Raw genomic sequence first — 16,173 nt, 5'->3', positions numbered from 1 at the left:
GCCCTCCGAAGTCGGGGTGTCGACGACGGCAGGAAGTCTCCTGGCTCCCGGATCACCGCACGTTCTCCCGGCCTGATCGCCCGACGCTGGACATGGCCCTGAAGGTGAGGACGTGCTCCCCGGTGACAGTGGCGGGACCGCGCCGGATTCGCACCGGACTTCCTCCACTGCCGTCGGCGACGACTGCACCACAGCGGACCGACCACGGTCAAGCGAACCGTCCCGCGGACACGGGACCGACGACCTGCCAGCGCCCGCCCGGACCGGCGACGAGGCTGGTCACGGACCCGTTGGCCGGGACGCCCGCGGCGGCGCCGGTGAGCAGCACGAGCGCGGTGCGCAACGTCTCGCCGTGCGAGACGACGACCGTCTCCCCGGCCCCGAGGCCTGCGAGGAACGTCGCGACGCGCCGTGCCAGCGCCTCCCCCGACTCACCGCCGGCCGGCGCCCAGCCGGGACCGGCGCACGCGAGGGCTGCCGCCCGGCCCACCGCGGGACGACCCTCCCACGCGCCGTGGCACTGCTCGCGCAGCGCCGGCGTCGTGACGACGGGCAGGCCCAGGCGGGCGGCGACGACGGCGGCGGTGTCGGCAGCCCGGCGCTGGTCGCTCGACACGACCGCGGCGACGGGGCGGTCGGCCAGCGCATCGGCCGCCGCCCGTGCCTGGGCCGCGCCACGGGTGGTCAGTGGCACGTGCGGGGTGCAGCCCTGCAGCAGCCCGGCGACGTTCCAGGTGCTCTCGCCGTGCCGCACCAGGTGGAGCATCCCGCCGTCGACGGGGACCGGGCCGTCCACGGGAGCCGGTCAGGAGCCGTCGGGAGAGAGTCCCGCGACCGGGCCGACCACGACGATCGCCGGCGGGCTGATCTCCTGCTCGCGGATGTCGGCGGCGACGTCGCGCAACGTGCTGCGCAGCGACCGCTGGATGCGCGTCGTGCCGTCCTGGATCACCGCGACGGGGGTGTCGGCGGGCCGGCCGTGGGTGACCAGCGCATCGGCGAACAGACCGATCCTCTCGACGGCCATCATCAGCACGATCGTGCCGCGCATCCGGCCGAGCGCCTCCCAGTCGGTGAGGCTGCGCGGGTCGCCGGGGGCGACGTGCCCCGAGACGACGACGATCTCGTGCGCGACCCCGCGGTGGCTCACCGGCACCCCGGCCGCCGCGGGCGCGGCGAACGCGCTCGTGATCCCCGGGACGACCGTGACCGGGACCCCGGCCGCCGTGCAGGCTTGGACCTCCTCGTACCCGCGGCCGTAGACGAACGGGTCGCCGCCCTTGAGCCGCACCACGAAGCGGCCCGCCTTCGCGTGCTCGACCAGCAGCTCGTTGATCTTCTGCTGGGCCATCGCGCGGCCGTAGGGGATCTTCGAGGCGTCGATGACCTCGACGTGCGGTGCCAGGTCGTCGATCAGGTCGCGGGGGCCGAGCCGGTCGGCGACCACGACGTCGGCGCGGGCCAGCAGCCGCCGCCCGCGGACCGTGATCAGCTCCGGGTCGCCCGGGCCTCCGCCGACCAGCGCGACACCGGCCAGCACGGGCTCGGCCGAGTCGTCGACGACACCGGCCTGCAACGCCTCGACCAGCGCCGTCCGTACCGCCGCGGACCGGCGGTGCCGCCCGCCCGCGAGGACGCCGATCGTCATGCCGTCGTGGTCGCCGGACGCCGGGGTGACCGCGGACCCGGCGGCGCCGTCGTCGGCGCGGACGCAGAAGACCCGGCGGCGCCGGGCCTCGTCGCCGACGGCGACGTTCACCGCGGTGTCGTCGGTGCAGGCGACGGCGTACCAGGCGCCGTCGAGGTCGCCGTCAGCCCAGGCCCGCACGGTCCAGGTGATCTCGCCCGCCGACGCCATGCCCTCGACCGCCGGGGTGACCTGCGGGGACACCACCTCGATCACCGCGCCCGAGGCGATCAGCCGCGGCAGCCTGCGCTGTGCGACCTGCCCGCCCCCGACCACCACGACCCGCCGCCCGACGAGGTCGAGGCCGACCAGGTAGTGCTCCTCACCCACGCGTGTTCCTCCGCCGTGCTGTCGATGGTGGTCGCCGGGACCGCCGCGGGATGCGCGGCGCCTGCGGCGCCCCGTCGCCGGGGTACGCCGCTGCCGTCCGGTCGACGGCCGAGCATAACCGCCGGTGCTGCCCCTCCCGGCCGCCTCCGCCGGGCATCACACCGCCGCCCCGCCACGCATGACACGGCCGCCCCGCCACGCATGACACCGGCGCCCCGCCGCACACCGGCGCGGACGCCGCCCGGGCCCGATTGCAGGAACGGCCCTTTCCTGCCACTCGGTTGTGGGAGAGTGCCGTTCCTGCAGTTGTGCGGGGACCTCGGTCAGGCATCCCGGGTAGAGGACGCGCGATCCGCGCGCGGTGATCCGACGCTGCTGCCGCCCGAGGCCGATTTCACGAACGGCCGTTCGCGCAGGTCGGGTCAGCCGGGCGTGGGGCGGCGGGGCCGGACTTCCGCGACCGCGGCGGTGCACCGCTCCCCCCTCGTCTTGGCCACGCGCAGCACCACCTCGTCGCCCGGCCCCGCCAGCTCGGTCGCGGCGAGCAGGGCTGCGGCCTCGGCGACGCTGCCCGCGCCGACCGACTCCCGGGTGCGGTCACTCGGGCTCGGGACCGCGACCGCGTCCAGCGCGGCCGCGGGGTAGGTGCGCAGGGGCGCCGGGGCGATGGCGGCGAGCAGGCCGGGCTCGTCGGCGCGGCGGTCGATGCTCGCATGGGCAGCGACGTCACCGGCCCCGCCGAGCACCCGCGCGACCAGGTCCGCGACAGCCGCGGCCGTGACGCCGCGCGACGCCCCCAGCCCCACGACGAGCAGCCCGACGGCCGGCATCCCCACCGCCGGCATCCCCACCGCCGGCATCAGCGAGCGGCCGCCGCGGCGACGAACGCGGCGACGGCGTCCGGGTCGCCCGCGGGGTGGGTGTGCAGGAACGACGCGTGCACCGAACCCGCGACGAACCCCTCGGGGCCGGCGCCCCGCCACCCCCACGCGGGCTCGACCCCGGCCCGGGGCGTGACGGCGCAGTGGTGGAACTCGTGGCCGGTGACCCGTGTGCCCGCCGCACGCCAGGGCGTCGCCGACAGCGAGACCGCGGCGCGGTAGCCGAGGGTGAGCCGCCCGGTCATCGACGCCGACGCCGGCAGCACCTCGCACATCGGGGCCCCGTCGAGATCGGCACAGAGGTAGAGCAGCCCGCCGCACTCGGCGAGCACCGGTGCACCGGACGCTGCGAGCCCGGCGACGGCGGCACGGAGTGGGGCATTGTCGGCCAGCGCCGCGACATGCTCCTCCGGGAAGCCGCCGCCCAGGACAAGCGCGGCGCAGTCGTCGGGAAGCTTCTTGTCCCGCAACGGGTCCACGACCACCACCTCCGCACCGGCGGCGGTCAACAGCTCGGTGTGCTCGGCGTAGCCGAAGGTGAACGCGTCCCCGCCGGCGACGCCGACGACGGGACGGGCGACGGGGCCAGCGGTGACCGGCGGGGCGACCTGCGGGTCCCACACCGGTCCGGACGTGACCGGCCGGGCGAGCGCCGCGACGGCGTCGAGGTCCACGTGCGAGGCCACGAGCGAGGCCATCGCGTCGACGGCCGTGTGCGCCGCGGCGCCGTGCTCGGCCGCCGTCACGAGGCCGAGGTGCCGTGAGGGGACGGCCAGCCCGTCGTGGCGCGGGAGCGCTCCGAGGACCGGGAGCCCGACCTCGGCGGCGGCTGCGCGCAGGATCGCCTCGTGCCGCGGGCTGCCGACCCGGTTGAGCATCACGCCCGCGATGTCGACCGGCCCGTCGCCGGGGTCGAACGAGCGGAACCCGTGCAGCAGGGCAGCCAGGCTCCGCGACTGCCCCTTCGCGTCGACGACCAGCACCACCGGCGCCCCCAGCAGCCTTGCGACGTGAGCGGTGGAGCCGAGCCCGTCGTCGGCCCGGCCGTCGAACAGCCCCATCACGCCCTCGACGACGGCGATCTCCGCACCCACGGATCCGTGCCGGAGCAGCGGCGCGATGCGGTCCTCGCCGACCAGCACCGGGTCGAGGTTGCGACCGGGCCGGCCCGCGGCGAGCGTGTGGTAGCCGGGGTCGATGTAGTCGGGGCCGATCTTGAACGGCGCGACCGCGGTCCCCCGCCGGGACAGCGCGGCCATGATGCCGGTCGCGACGGTGGTCTTGCCGCTGCCCGAGGCGGGAGCGGCGACGACCAGGGCGTTCACCATGTGGCGTTCACCATTCGATGCCCCGCTGGCCCTTCTGCCCGGCGTCCATCGGGTGCTTGATCTTGGTGGTCTGCATGACGAGGTCGGCGGCCTCGACCAGCGCCGGGGCGGCGTCGCGACCGGTGATGATCACGTGCTGGCGGCCCTCCCGCGCGGTGAGGACCTCGACGACCTCGTCGACGTCGACCCAGCCCCACTTCATCGGATAGGTGAACTCGTCGAGGACGTAGACGTCGTGGACCTGGTTCTCGATGCGGCGCCGGATCTCCCGCCACCCCTCGACCGCGTCGGCCGCGTGGTCGGACTCCGTGCCCGCGCGCCGGCTCCAGCTCCAGCCGGACCCCATCTTGTGCCACTCGACCGGCCCGCCCTCGCCGGTCTGCTCGTGCACCCGGCCCAGAGCGCGGAACGCCTCCTCCTCGCCGACCTTCCACTTCGCCGACTTCACGAACTGGAACACCCCGATCGACCAGCCCTGGTTCCAGCCGCGCAGGGCCAGCCCGAACGCCGCGGTCGACTTGCCCTTCATCTCGCCGGTGTGGACGACGAGCAGCGGCCGGTTGCGGCGCTGGCGGGTCGAGAGCCCGTCGTCGGGGACGCTGGCGACCTTGCCCTGCGGCACGGCGTTCCTCCTGGTCGGTGAGACGAAACGGTCAGGCGGCCCGGGACACGACGCCGGCGACCGACTCCGCGGTCAGCTCGTCGAGCCGGACGATCTCGCCGCCCGCGTGGCCCGCGACGGTACCGGCGAGGCCGAGGCGCACGGGTCCGTGCTCGCAGTCGACGACGACGGTGTGGACGCCGTCGGCCGCGAGCAGCCCGGCGGCCCGGCAGGCGTCGGCCACCGGGTCGCCGCCGGGACGGGCCGCGACGGTGGCGCGACCGTCGGTCAGCAGGACGAGCAGGGCACGGCGGCGCGGGTCGCGGCGGCGTTCGGCGTCGAGGACGCGGCGGGCGCGCAGCAGGCCCTCGGCGAGCGGGGTGCGGCCCCCGGTCCGCAACGTCGCGAGCCGGGCCTGCGCGGTGGGGACGCTCGACGTCGGCGGCAGCGCCACCTCGGCCGTGGCGCCGCGAAAGCTGACGAGGCCGACCTTGTCGCGGCGGCGGTAGGCGTCGCGCAGCAGGGCGAGTACCGCCCCGGAGACGGCGCTCATCCGCTTGCGGGCCGCCATCGACCCCGACGCGTCGACGACGAACAGCACGAGGTTACCCTCGCGGCCCTCCCGTTCGGCGGAGCGCAGGTCGGCGGCGCGGACCACGATCCCGGCGCCGCTGCGCCCACGGGCGCCCTGGTGCGGGGCCGCGGCGGCGAGGGTGGCGGGGACGTGCAGGTCGGCGGCCCGGCGTGGGGGTGTCGTCGTCGCGCGAACGACCCGCCCGGTGTCGGTGCGGGCCCGCGAGCGCCGCCCCGGCGTGCCGTCGCCGACGCCGGGGACGCGGAAGCGCCGCACGGCCGACGACGCGAGCCGCAGCGGCCGGGGCGCCGGGACGGGGACTCCGCCGGGATCGTCGGCCTCCCCGGCATCGGCGGGATCGGAGGGACGCGGACCATCCGGTCCCGGACCGTCCCCCTCCGCGACATCCGCCCGCGGACCGTCGGGCCCCGGACCGCACGTCCGCGGACCGTCAGCACCCGAGGCGTCGGCCGGCGAACGATCAGCACCCGAACCCTCCGAGCCCGAACCGTCCGGGCGTGAACCCTCCGGGCCCGAACCGTCGGAGCCCGGAGAGGACGGATCGGGCTCCGGGTCGTCGTCGAGGTTCTCGGCCGCGGAGCGCATGGCGTCGTCGAGGGTCTTGTCGTCGATCCCCGGCTCGTCGAAGGGGTCCCGGCGACGGCGGTGCGGCAGCGCGAGCCGGGCGGCGACGCGGACGTCGTCCTCCTCGACGGCCCCCGCACCACGCCACGCGGCGTGCGCGAGGGCGGCGCGGGCGATGACGAGGTCGGCGCGCATCCCGTCGACCTCGACGGCCGCGCACACCCCGGCGATCCGGCGCAGCTCACGGTCGCCGAGCATCACTCCGGCGAGCCGGGCGCGGGCGTCGGCGATGCGGGCTGCGACCTCGCGGTCGGCGCCGGCCCAGGCGTCGACGAACCCCGCCGGGTCGGCCTCGAACGCCAGCCCCCGGCGGACCACCTCGGCCCTGGTGCCGACGTCGCGGGACGCCGCCACCTCGACGGTCAACCCGAACCGGTCGAGCAGCTGCGGGCGCAGCTCGCCCTCCTCCGGGTTCATCGTCCCCACCAGCAGGAACCGGGCCGCGTGCGACACCGACACCCCGTCGCGTTCGACGTGGGCGCGGCCCATCGCGGCGGCGTCGAGCAGGAGGTCGACGAGATGGTCGTGCAGGAGGTTGACCTCGTCGACGTAGAGGACGCCGCGATGCGCCTCGGCCAGCAGCCCCGGCTGGTAGGCGCGGACCCCTTCGGCGAGGGCCCGTTCGAGGTCCAGCGCTCCGACGAGCCGGTCCTCGGTCGCCCCGACGGGCAGCTCCACGAGTCGCGCCACGCGGGTCGTCTCGCCGGTGCCGGACCCGTGCGGTCCGTCGGGACAGCCGGGGTCGGGTGCGGTGGGGTCGCAGCCGAAGCGGCAGCCCTCCACCACGGCCAGCGCGGGCAGCAGTGCCGCGAGGGCGCGCACGGCCGTCGACTTCGCGGTGCCCTTCTCCCCCCGCACCAGCACGCCGCCGACGCCGGGGTGGACCGCGTTGAGGAGCAGCGCGAGCCGCAGGTCGTCGTGGCCCACGACCGCGGAGAACGGGAAGCGGGCGACAGCGGGGGCGTTCATCGCGTCGAGCCTGCCAGACCCGTCGTCAGTACCGGCAGTGCCGGGGACGCACCGTGATTGATCACATGGTCAAGTGCGGCGGTGTCGAGGTGGTCGGCGACGAGGTCGCCGAGCACGTCGAGCTGGGCGGCGCGTTCGGCCGCGAATTCCGTGCCGGGGGCGACGACGAACCCCGCCCGCCCGGCCTGGACGGCGAGGCGGGTGAGCAGCGCCCGGCGGAACGCGTCGTTCTCCAGCAGGCCGTGCCAGTGCGTGCCGAGCACGACCCCGGTGTCCGAGCCCTCCCCCGGGTCCGTGAGCAGCACCGGGTCGCCACAGGAGACGACGCGTCCGTGGTGGATCTCGTAGCCGCGCACCGGCTCGCCGAGCGCGACCCCCGACGGCGTCGCCAGGTGCTTGGCGGCGTCGAAGCGCACCTCCAGGTCGAGCAGGCCGAGGCCGTCCACCGCCGCGCCGCCCGGGACCTCGACGCCGTCCGGATCGGCGATCCGCCGCCCGAGCATCTGGTAACCGCCGCAGATGCCGACGACGGGCTTCCCCGCCGCGGCGTGTGCACACACCGCGTCGGCAAGACCGGTGCGCCGCAACCACTCCAGGTCCGAGACCGTGGCCTTCGACCCCGGGAGCACGACGACGTCGGCATCCAGCAGCCGCGACGGTTCGGTCGCGTACCGGACCGCGACACCCGGTTCGCAGGCCAGCGCCTCGGCGTCGGTGGCGTTGGAGATCCGCGGCAGCCGCACGACCGCGACCCGCAGCCACGCCGACCCGTGCGGCGGCGCCGGGCGGCCCAGTACCCCGTCGGCGACCGCGGACAGCGAGTCCTCGGCGTCGAGCCACAGCCGGTCCGACCAGGGCAGCACCCCCAACGTCGGCCGGCCGGTGAGCGCGCGGAGCTGGTCGAGCCCGGGAGCGAGCAGCGCGGGGTCACCACGGAACTTGTTGACGACGAACCCCGCGATCCGCGCCTGGTCCGCCGGGTCGAGCACCGCGACCGTGCCGAACAGGTGCGCGAGCACTCCCCCGCGGTCGATGTCGCCGACCACGACGACCGGCAGGTCCGCGGCCTGCGCGAGTCCCATGTTGGTGATGTCGGTGGCGCGCAGGTTGATCTCCGCGGGCGAGCCCGCCCCCTCGCAGACGACGACGTCGTAGCGGGCCCGCAGGCTCGCGAGCGAGTCGGCGACGACCTCGCGCAGCGCGGCCGTCCGCGTCCGGTAGGACATCGCCGTGACCTGACCCTCGGCCCGGCCGCGCACCACGACCTGCGACGTCCGGTCGCTGCCCGGCTTGAGCAGCACCGGGTTGAAGTCGACGCTCGGCGCCAGGCCGCAGGCGTGGGCCTGCATCGCCTGGGCGCGGCCGATCTCGCCGCCGTCGGGGGTGACGACGGAGTTGTTGCTCATGTTCTGCGCCTTGAACGGCGCGACCGACACCCCACGCCGGCGCAGCCACCGGCACAGCCCGGCGACGACGGCGCTCTTGCCCGCGTCCGACGTCGTCCCCGCGACGAGCAGCGCACCCCGGGGACCGTCCGACACCGCCCCAGTATCGAGCCCCTGTGAGCGGCAACGGTCGCTATAGCGACCATTGCCACTCACGACCGCCACTCAGGACCGCGGGACCGACCCCGACCCCAACCCCGACCCCGACCCCGACCCCGACCGCGATGACGCGCACGGGTCCCGAGCGCATACCGTGTCCTCATGCGTTTCCTGCTGCGACCCCAGTGGATCGCCCTCGTCGTGGCGGTCGTCGGGTTCGCGGTGGCCTGCTACGTCTATCTCGCGCCGTGGCAGTTCGGCCGCGAGTCCCAGCGCGACGAGCAGCAGAAGCAGATCGACAACGCCGCGACGACGGCCGCGGTCCCCTTCGGCACGCTGGTGCCGGGCGACGCGGTCGACGCCGGGGCCGAGTGGCGCCGGGTCAGCGTCACCGGCACGTTCCTGCCGCAGGACGAGACCGTGGTGCGGCTGCGCGTCGTCGACGGCAAGCCCGCCGTCGAGGTCATGACACCCATGCGTACCGCCGACGGGCGGGTCGTCGTCGTCGACCGGGGCACGGTGCGGGCCCTGGACGGCCAGACCGTGCCGGACTTCCCGCCCGCTCCGCAGGGCGAGGTCACCGTCGACGGGCGGCTGCGCGTCGACGAGACCGACCCGCAGGCCCGGCCCGCGTTCGAGGCCGCGGGCCACCGGCAGATGTACGCCGCCGACTCGAGGACCGTCGCCGCTGCGGCCGGGACGCCGATGGTCGTCGGGTACGTGGCCCAGCAGTCGGGGCCCGGCGTGCTCGACCCACTGGCCATCGAGGCCGGCGAGGGTGCGGCACCGTTCTCGAACTTCTCCTATGCGCTGCAGTGGCTGACGTTCGGCGCGATCGCGATCATCGCGCTCGGCTACTTCGTGCGCCTGGAGATCCTGCAGCGCCGCGGCCGCCGGGACCGCGCCTCCGAGCGCACGGCGCTGCGCGACGCCCTCTCCGGCCGCGACGACACCCCCGACCACACATAGCCGGCCCGACCGCACACAGCCCGACCGCACAGCCCGACCGGACACAGGCCGACCGGGCTCGGCCCGGACCGCACGCCCCCTGCCGCCGAGGTCGACACCACTCCGGTCTCGAGGGCGCCGGAACCAGGCTGATGGCGACGTCGGCGCGAGGGGTGCGGACCGCACCGGATACCGGCGAGCAGCGCGGGCGCGTGTCAGCGGCGGTGGGTCGCGACGACGAGGACCCCGGCCGCCGCCAGGACGGCCGCGGCGGCGCCGACGGCGCGGGAGAGCCGGGCCGCGCGGAGCAGGTCGGTGACGGCGGGCGAGCGGCCGTCACCCAGCACCGGCCGCTCCTGCACCCCGTACGGGTAGACCGTCGTCCCACCCAGCCGCAGCCCCAGTGCCCCGGCCGCGGCGGCCTCGACGGGGCCGGCGTTGGGGCTCGGGTGCGCGCGGGCGTCGCGACGCCAGGCCCGCACCGCATCCCCCGGCGACCCTCCGACGACCGGAGCGAGTCCCGCGAACAGCGCGGCGGCGAGGCGGGCGGGCACGAGGTTGGCGACGTCGTCGAGCCTCGCCGCCGCCCACCCGAACCGCTCGTAGCGCGGTGACCGGTGGCCGATCATCGCGTCGAGGGTGTTGACGGCGCGGTAGCCCAGCAGCCCCGGCACCCCGGCGACGGCGCCCCAGAACAGGGGGGCGACGACGGCGTCGGAGGTGTTCTCCGCCAACGACTCCACCCCGGCGCGGGCCATCCCGGCGGCGTCGAGCGTCGACGAGTCGCGCCCGCAGAGCGACGGCAGGCGGCGACGGGCGGCGGCGAGGTCGTCGGCGGCGAGCTCGCGGCCGAGCGCGCCACCCTCCCCCACCAGCGACCGGGCACCGAGGACCGCCCAGGTCGCCGCGGCGGTGACGACGGTCGCGGCGACGGGTCCCCGCGCGCGGCGCTGCACGACGACACCCGCCCCGACGACGGCTCCGACCAGGGCACCGGTGTGCAGGGTGCCGCGGCGGCGGTCGTCGGTCCACGTCCGGGCCTCGAGGGCGGCGGCGATCCTGCCGAACCCGGCGACGGGGTGGAAGCGGCGGGGGTCGCCGAGCACGGCGTCGGCGAGGACACCCAGCAGCAGGCCGGCGGCGCGGGAGGAACGCACGCCACGACGCTACGGGGGGCGCGGCGGCGCGGGCAGACGGGTGCGGGGAGATGATCGACGCATGCGCACCGACATCGACCCCGCCGAGGTGGGCGCCACCGGTTTCTACAAGCTGCTGACCGCGTCCGTGCTGCCGCGTCCGATCGCCTGGGTGTCGACGCGGTCGGCGGCCGGTGTCGACAACCTGGCGCCGCACTCGTTCTTCACGGTCGCGTGTGTGGACCCACCGATGCTGCAGTTCACGTCGGTGGGGACGAAGGACTCGCTGCGCAACGTCCGCGAGACCGGTGAGTTCGTGATCTCGGTGGCCACGGAGTCGATGTTCGAGCGGATCAACGCGACGGCGACGGACTTCCCGCCCGAGGTCAGCGAGTTCACGGCGGTGGGCCTCACCCCGGAACCGAGCACGGTGGTGGCGCCACCGCGACCGGCGGAGTCGCCGATCGCGTTCGAGTGCCGGCTGGAGCGCGACCTGGAACTGGGCGACTCGACGGTGGTGATCGGCCGGGTCGTGCACGCCGCGGTCGACCCGGACGTCCTGGTGACCGACGAGCGCGGCAGGACCCTGCCGTCGGCGGAGCGGCTGCGGCCGATGGCCCGGCTGGGCCGCGACGAGTGGTGCGGCCTCGGCGAGATCGTGACGATCTCGCGGATCGCCTACGGGAACTGGCCCGGGCACTTCACCGACGCACCCTGAGAAAGGATTGGTTTCTGCCATCATTGACATGTCAGACTTGACACGTCACTGCAACGAGGTCGAGGATGGGCCCACGCCGAGAGGACGGGGGACCCGATGTCCGCACCGATGTCCGGAGACCGCCACGAGCTGCGCATCGGCGACGCCGAGCGCGAGCGCACGCAGGGCCTGCTGCGCACCCACGTCGGGGCCGGGCGCCTCGACCTGGCCGAGTTCGAGTCCCGTCTCGACGCCGTCTGGTCCGCCCGGACGCGCGCCGACCTCGACGCGGTCGTCCGTGACCTGCCCGCACCTCCGGTGCCGATGCCCCCACGCCCTGCCACGGTCGCACGCCGGCTGCCGCCGCCCACCCTCGTCGCGATGTGGGCGCCCTGGGCGCTCGTCGGCGCGATCAGCCTGGTCGTGTGGCTGGCGACGTCGGTCGGGACGGGCAGCGCGCAGCCGTTCTGGCCGGTCTGGGTGATCGGCCCGTGGGGCGGAATGCTCCTGCTCGCCACCCTCACCGGCCGCGGCTCGCCCTGCTCGGCGGGCCGCACGAGCCCCTGAGGCGCTCGCGCGGCCCCGGCGTCACAGGGTGAACTCGCCCTGCGGGGTCGCCTCGGCGTCGCCGTGGATCTCCTGCTCACGTCCCCGCAGCTCGACGCGGCGGATCTTGCCGGAGATCGTCTTGGGCAGGTCGGCGAACTCCAGGCGCCTGATCCGCTTGTAGGGGGCGAGGTTGTCGCGGGCGAACTCGAGGATCGAGCGGGCCGTCGCCTCGTCGGCGGCATGCCCCGCGGCCAGCACGACGTAGGCCTTGGGCACCGCGAGCCGTACCGGGTCGGGCGACGGCACGACGGCGGCCTCGGCGACGGCCGGGTGTTCGATGAGCACGCTCTCCAGCTCGAACGGGCTGATCCGGTAGTCGCTGGCCTTGAACACGTCGTCGGAGCGGCCCACGTAGGTGATGTAGCCGTCGTCGTCGCGGGACCCGACGTCGCCCGTGTGGTAGTAGCCGCCTGCCATGGCCTCGGCGTTGCGCTCGTCGTCGCCGTAGTAGCCGACCATGAGGCCGGTGGGACGGCGCGACAGGTCGATGCAGATCTCGCCCTCGGTGGCCTTCTCCCCGGTCGCCGGGTCGATCAGCTCGATCGGGAACCCCGGGATCGGCCGGCCCATCGAGCCGGGCTTGACGGCCTGCCCGGGCGGGTTGCCGATCTGCACGCTCGACTCGGTCTGCCCGAAGCCGTCGCGGATCCGGACACCCCAGGCCTTCTCGACCTGCTCGATGACCTCCGGGTTGAGCGGCTCCCCCGCGCCGACGACCTTGCGCGGCGGGGTGTGCAGCGTCGAGAGGTCGGCCTGGATCAGCATGCGCCACACCGTCGGCGGCGCGCAGAAGCTGTCGACGCCGCAGCGCTCCAGGACCCCGAGGACGCTCTCGGCGTCGAACCGCGCGTAGTTCATGACGAGCACGGTCGACTCGGCGATCCACGGCGCGAAGACGTTGGACCAGGCGTGCTTGGCCCAGCCGGGCGAGGAGATGTTGAGGTGGACGTCGCCGGGCTCGAGCCCGATCCAGTACATCGTCGACAGGTGGCCCACCGGGTAGGACTGGTGGGTGTGCTCGACGAGCTTCGGCTTGGCCGTCGTGCCGGAGGTGAAGTAGAGCAGCAGGGTGTCGTCGGCGCGGGTGACGCCGTCGGGAGTGAAGGTGTCGGCGGCGTCGTAGGCCTCGGTGTAGTCGAGCCAGCCTTTCGGGGCGCCGCGCACCGCGATGCGGGTGTAGTCGCCCGCGACGTCGTCGAACTTCCCGGCGTCCGCACCGCCCACGACGACATGGCGGGCGTTGCCGCGCTCGACCCGGTCGCGCAGGTCCTCGGCGGTGAGCAGCGTCGTCGCGGGGATGACGACCGCACCGAGCTTCATCGCCGCCAGCAGCGTCTCCCACAGCTCCAGCTGGTTGCCGAGCATCAGGATGACCCGGTCACCACGGCCGACACCGTTGGCGCGCAGCCAGTTCGCCACCCGGTTGGAGCGCGACGCCAGCTCCGCGAAGGTCCAGGACGCCTCGGAGCCGTCGCTCTCGACGATCCACAGTGCCTTGCGGGCGCCGCGCCCGGGATCGGCGGCGACGGCGTCGAAGTGGTCGAGCGCCCAGTTGAACTCGGTCAGCGCAGGCCAGCTGAAGTCGCGCACCGCCGTGTCGTAGTCGGTGCGGTGGGCGAGCAGGAAGTCGCGCGCCGCGTAGAAGGCTTCCGCATCGGTCATGTCGCACTCCGTCGTCCGCTCACCGATCATTCCGGCCGCCACCCTAACCACGCGGACACCGTCGCGGCGGGTGTGGCCGCGGACCCGACTGACCGTCCGGCGGGGTCGCCACCCCCATGCCCGGCCGCGGTGCACGTCAGCCTGACGTGCCGGGCGCTCACGGCCTCGACGGATGCGTCACGGCGCTAGCGTCGCGCCCGTGACGACGCAGCAGCCTGCCCACCGTCCCGACGACACCGCGCCCGCCACCGCGCGCGGCCGGGCCGCCGCACCGCCCCGGCTGCTCGCCACACTGGCGCTGGTGGCGGTCGTGGCCGTCGCCGGGTGCGGGTCCGGGCCGGGAGGTCAGGCAGCGGTGTCGGCGACGCCGCCGGCGCCGACGGCCACGCCCCCGCCCGCAGGATCGACACCGGGCAACACGCCGGGCACGGCGGCGGGTGTCCTGCTGTGGCCGGTGACCGACGTGACCCAGGCGAAGGCCCTGCAGGCTCAGGTCGACCAGGGCTCGCAGGCCTGGCTGCTGGACCCGTCGGAGGTCGCGACCGACTACGCGACGACGGTGCTGGGCTGGCGCGCACCGAGCGCGGGCGCCCCCGACGGCGGCACCGTCGTCGTGACCGACCCGGACGCCGGCGCAGTCACGCTGACGTTGGTGCAGCCTGCCACGACCGGGTCAGCAGGTGTCTGGGTCGTGTCGGCCGAACGGCGTAACTGACAGAGTGCAACCAGATGATCGAATTACGTCATCTGTTCGAGTGAAGACCTCGGGAAAATGCAGCGTTCCGGCGGGCCGGGACGATTCCCTGTGCAAGGCCGGAACATCGGGGACCGGTACTCAGGCACAGGGAGCACGACGATGACCACCGACACGGTCCAGCAGGACATGTTCACCGTGCTGCACGGCCAGCCCGCCCCGGTCGTGACCCGCTGGTCCTACTCCGCCGACGACCCCTTCGCCGTCGTCCTCGCGGTCCGGACCCGCAACGACCGCTGGGTCGAGTGGCTGATCGCGCGTGACCTGGTCGTCGAGTCGCTCGAGGGCCCCGCAGGCTACGGCCACGTCCGGATGAGCCCGCAGATCGTCCAGGGCTACGACATCGTGGAGATCGAGATCTCCTCGCACGACGGCCGGGCGATCCTCGAGGTCGACCGCGACCTGCTGCGCAGCTTCGTCGAGTCGACCACCGCTCTCGTCGCACTCGGCGACGAGTCCGACCGCATGGACCTGGACACGGAGATCGCGAAGCTCACGCAGGGCTGCCCCTGACGCTCCGGGCCGGCCGCCCGGGGAAGGCGGCCGGCCCGACCACGACCGAAGCTCAGGGCAGGCGCCCGGCCGGCCCCGCATCCGTCCGGCCCGACGCGGGCGCGGCCGCTCCACCGGCCTCGGGGAGATCGTCGATCCCGGCGGCGTGATCGTGCATCGGGTCCCGCCGACGCGGCTGCCCGTCCCCGGTGTCGAGGGGGTCGCGGTGCCCAGGATCGCGGCCCGCGGCAGGATCGCCCTCGGCGTCCCGCCGGGCGTCACGTTCGGCCTGGTCCGCGCGGGGATCGTCATCCAGCTGTTCGGCCACCTCGGGGTCCTCCATCGGGCTGTCGTCGACGACCGCTGTGGTTGCGGGTCGTCTCGGCGCGACATCGCCGGCGATCCTCTCGTCGGGGTGCCGGACGGGGTGGCCCGCCGGCTGGTCGCAGCGGATACCCGACCGGCCCCGACACCACACCCCGGCCGCCACACCATCCGGACCATCCCGTCCCGGCCGGGGTGTCCGGCCACGTCGCCGACGTGGTGATGTGTTGTGATGACCACATCAGCGACCGGCAGGGACGATCCGGGCGAAACGTACGGCCGAGCTCGCCGTGCGCGGGCCGGTCGGGCCTACGCGAGGAGACCAGATGGCGGCCAGGGGCGAGCCCGACGGGCGCGGCGGCAGGACGCCCCGGACGCGTGACGCCGCCGCCACGCGGCGCGCCCTGCTCGAGGCGGCCCGCGAGCTGTTCGCCGCCGTCGGCTACGACGCCACGACGGTCCGCGCCGTCGCCGACCGGGCCGGGGTGAACCAGGCGCTGCTGTTCCGGCACTTCGGCAACAAGGAAGGCCTGTTCGCCGAGGCGATCTCCGGCGACGCGATGGCGGTGCTGGAGGACGGCCCACCCGAGGACCTGCTGCGCCGCACCCTCGGCGCCATCATGGCCGACGACCCGGCCGGCACGGAGCTGTTCTTCGCGGTGCTGCGCTCCACCGGCAGCAGCGAGGCCGGTGCGCTCATGCGCGCGGAGCTGGAGTCGCGGTGGGCGGGAGCGTTCGCGAGCCTCGCCACCACCGACGACGCCGACGACGCCGCCCTGCGCGCCGAGCTCGTGCTGGCGTGGCTGCTCGGGATCGGCCTGCTGCGCACCGTCATCGCGACCCGGCCGATCGCCGCCGCCGACCCGGACGCCATCACCGGACACGTCCTGCGCGGTGTGCGCGCGGTTCTCGGCGGCGCCCCCGGCGTCGCGGACGCGACCGCTGGGGGCGAGGAGCAGGCAGCCCGGGGCTGACGCCCGGACGATGACCCG

16 protein-coding genes and 1 riboswitch are annotated in these 16,173 nt (G+C 75.1%); of the genes, 7 read left to right on the top strand and 9 right to left on the bottom strand.

The window, feature by feature from the left end:
* Window positions 1-35: 35 nt before the first annotated feature.
* Window positions 36-163, bottom strand: a riboswitch (cobalamin riboswitch).
* Between the two features lie 45 nt (window positions 164-208).
* The 7 genes from TOK_RS21010 to TOK_RS20980 all read right to left on the bottom strand — a co-directional run bounded on the left by TOK_RS21010 (window position 209) and on the right by TOK_RS20980 (window position 8,556).
* Window positions 209-796, bottom strand: coding sequence for a histidine phosphatase family protein (locus tag TOK_RS21010; RefSeq protein ID WP_098959710.1), 588 nt, complete (start codon window positions 794-796; stop codon window positions 209-211).
* 9 nt (window positions 797-805) lie between these two features.
* Window positions 806-2,017: a uroporphyrinogen-III C-methyltransferase gene (cobA, locus tag TOK_RS21005; protein WP_098959709.1), complete on the bottom strand. Its 1,212-nt coding sequence runs from the start codon at window positions 2,015-2,017 to the stop codon at window positions 806-808.
* 422 nt (window positions 2,018-2,439) lie between these two features.
* A complete protein-coding gene (locus TOK_RS21000; protein ID WP_253258538.1) occupies window positions 2,440-2,847 on the bottom strand; it encodes a cobalamin biosynthesis protein in 408 nt (135 codons plus the stop codon).
* Window positions 2,848-2,876: 29 nt separating this feature from the next.
* Window positions 2,877-4,226: a cobyrinate a,c-diamide synthase gene (locus TOK_RS20995; RefSeq protein WP_098959707.1), complete on the bottom strand. Its 1,350-nt coding sequence runs from the start codon at window positions 4,224-4,226 to the stop codon at window positions 2,877-2,879.
* A gap of 7 nt (window positions 4,227-4,233) precedes the next feature.
* A complete protein-coding gene (cobO, locus tag TOK_RS20990) occupies window positions 4,234-4,848 on the bottom strand; it encodes a cob(I)yrinic acid a,c-diamide adenosyltransferase (RefSeq protein ID WP_098959706.1) in 615 nt (204 codons plus the stop codon).
* 31 nt (window positions 4,849-4,879) lie between these two features.
* Window positions 4,880-7,015 carry a putative cobaltochelatase gene (locus TOK_RS20985; protein ID WP_098959705.1) on the bottom strand — a complete coding sequence of 712 codons (2,136 nt, stop codon included), beginning with the start codon at window positions 7,013-7,015 and terminating at the stop codon, window positions 4,880-4,882.
* Entirely contained in the window at window positions 7,012-8,556 is a 1,545-nt protein-coding gene (locus TOK_RS20980) for a cobyric acid synthase (RefSeq protein ID WP_098959704.1), read from the bottom strand. Before TOK_RS20980 ends, TOK_RS20985 begins: the two co-directional genes overlap by 4 nt.
* Before the next feature lie 165 nt (window positions 8,557-8,721).
* Between TOK_RS20980 and TOK_RS20975 the strand changes: the two genes are divergently transcribed.
* On the top strand, window positions 8,722-9,528 hold the full coding sequence (locus TOK_RS20975; RefSeq protein WP_098959703.1) for an SURF1 family protein: 807 nt from the start codon (window positions 8,722-8,724) through the stop codon (window positions 9,526-9,528).
* 194 nt (window positions 9,529-9,722) lie between these two features.
* Here the strand turns inward: TOK_RS20975 and TOK_RS20970 are convergent, their stop codons facing one another.
* On the bottom strand, window positions 9,723-10,664 hold the full coding sequence (locus TOK_RS20970) for a cobalamin biosynthesis protein (protein ID WP_098959702.1): 942 nt from the start codon (window positions 10,662-10,664) through the stop codon (window positions 9,723-9,725).
* A 61-nt stretch (window positions 10,665-10,725) separates the two neighbouring features.
* Here TOK_RS20970 and TOK_RS20965 point away from each other — a divergent pair, with 61 nt between their 5' ends.
* Together TOK_RS20965 and TOK_RS20960 are read left to right on the top strand one after the other, a co-directional pair.
* Entirely contained in the window at window positions 10,726-11,361 is a 636-nt protein-coding gene (locus TOK_RS20965; RefSeq protein ID WP_098959701.1) for a flavin reductase family protein, read from the top strand.
* Window positions 11,362-11,457: 96 nt separating this feature from the next.
* Complete coding sequence (locus TOK_RS20960; RefSeq protein ID WP_098959700.1) at window positions 11,458-11,907, top strand: DUF1707 domain-containing protein; 450 nt, start codon at window positions 11,458-11,460, stop codon at window positions 11,905-11,907.
* Between the two features lie 21 nt (window positions 11,908-11,928).
* Here TOK_RS20960 and TOK_RS20955 read toward each other — a convergent pair whose 3' ends face one another.
* Window positions 11,929-13,611: an AMP-binding protein gene (locus TOK_RS20955; protein WP_098959766.1), complete on the bottom strand. Its 1,683-nt coding sequence runs from the start codon at window positions 13,609-13,611 to the stop codon at window positions 11,929-11,931.
* Window positions 13,612-13,810: 199 nt separating this feature from the next.
* On the opposite strand from TOK_RS20955, the gene TOK_RS20950 reads away from it, so the two are divergent.
* The 4 genes from TOK_RS20950 to TOK_RS20935 all read left to right on the top strand — a co-directional run bounded on the left by TOK_RS20950 (window position 13,811) and on the right by TOK_RS20935 (window position 16,155).
* Complete coding sequence (locus TOK_RS20950) at window positions 13,811-14,326, top strand: acyl transferase (RefSeq protein WP_098959699.1); 516 nt, start codon at window positions 13,811-13,813, stop codon at window positions 14,324-14,326.
* A gap of 141 nt (window positions 14,327-14,467) precedes the next feature.
* Entirely contained in the window at window positions 14,468-14,878 is a 411-nt protein-coding gene (locus TOK_RS20945) for an SsgA family sporulation/cell division regulator (protein ID WP_098959698.1), read from the top strand.
* Between the two features lie 145 nt (window positions 14,879-15,023).
* Entirely contained in the window at window positions 15,024-15,404 is a 381-nt protein-coding gene (locus TOK_RS31865) for a hypothetical protein (RefSeq protein WP_141566477.1), read from the top strand.
* 103 nt (window positions 15,405-15,507) lie between these two features.
* On the top strand, window positions 15,508-16,155 hold the full coding sequence (locus TOK_RS20935) for a TetR/AcrR family transcriptional regulator (RefSeq protein ID WP_098959696.1): 648 nt from the start codon (window positions 15,508-15,510) through the stop codon (window positions 16,153-16,155).
* Window positions 16,156-16,173 lie beyond the last annotated feature (18 nt).

Source organism: Pseudonocardia sp. N23, from assembly GCF_002583555.1.
GTDB lineage: Bacteria > Actinomycetota > Actinomycetes > Mycobacteriales > Pseudonocardiaceae > Pseudonocardia.
This window is presented reverse-complemented; position numbering and strand designations above follow the sequence as displayed.

Excerpts from the sequence above, each read along its gene's own strand:
- TOK_RS20960 (WP_098959700.1), top strand. The coding sequence starts at position 11,458 with ATGTCCGCACCGATGTCCGGAGACCGCCACGAGCTGCGCATCGGCGAC.
- TOK_RS20975 (WP_098959703.1), top strand. The coding sequence starts at position 8,722 with ATGCGTTTCCTGCTGCGACCCCAGTGGATCGCCCTCGTCGTGGCGGTC.
- TOK_RS20935 (WP_098959696.1), top strand. The coding sequence starts at position 15,508 with ATGGCGGCCAGGGGCGAGCCCGACGGGCGCGGCGGCAGGACGCCCCGG.
- TOK_RS20955 (WP_098959766.1), bottom strand. The coding sequence starts at position 13,611 with ATGACCGATGCGGAAGCCTTCTACGCGGCGCGCGACTTCCTGCTCGCC.
- TOK_RS21000 (WP_253258538.1), bottom strand. The coding sequence starts at position 2,847 with ATGCCGGCCGTCGGGCTGCTCGTCGTGGGGCTGGGGGCGTCGCGCGGC.
- TOK_RS20945 (WP_098959698.1), top strand. The coding sequence starts at position 14,468 with ATGACCACCGACACGGTCCAGCAGGACATGTTCACCGTGCTGCACGGC.
- TOK_RS20995 (WP_098959707.1), bottom strand. The coding sequence starts at position 4,226 with ATGGTGAACGCCCTGGTCGTCGCCGCTCCCGCCTCGGGCAGCGGCAAG.
- TOK_RS20985 (WP_098959705.1), bottom strand. The coding sequence starts at position 7,015 with ATGAACGCCCCCGCTGTCGCCCGCTTCCCGTTCTCCGCGGTCGTGGGC.
- TOK_RS20965 (WP_098959701.1), top strand. The coding sequence starts at position 10,726 with ATGCGCACCGACATCGACCCCGCCGAGGTGGGCGCCACCGGTTTCTAC.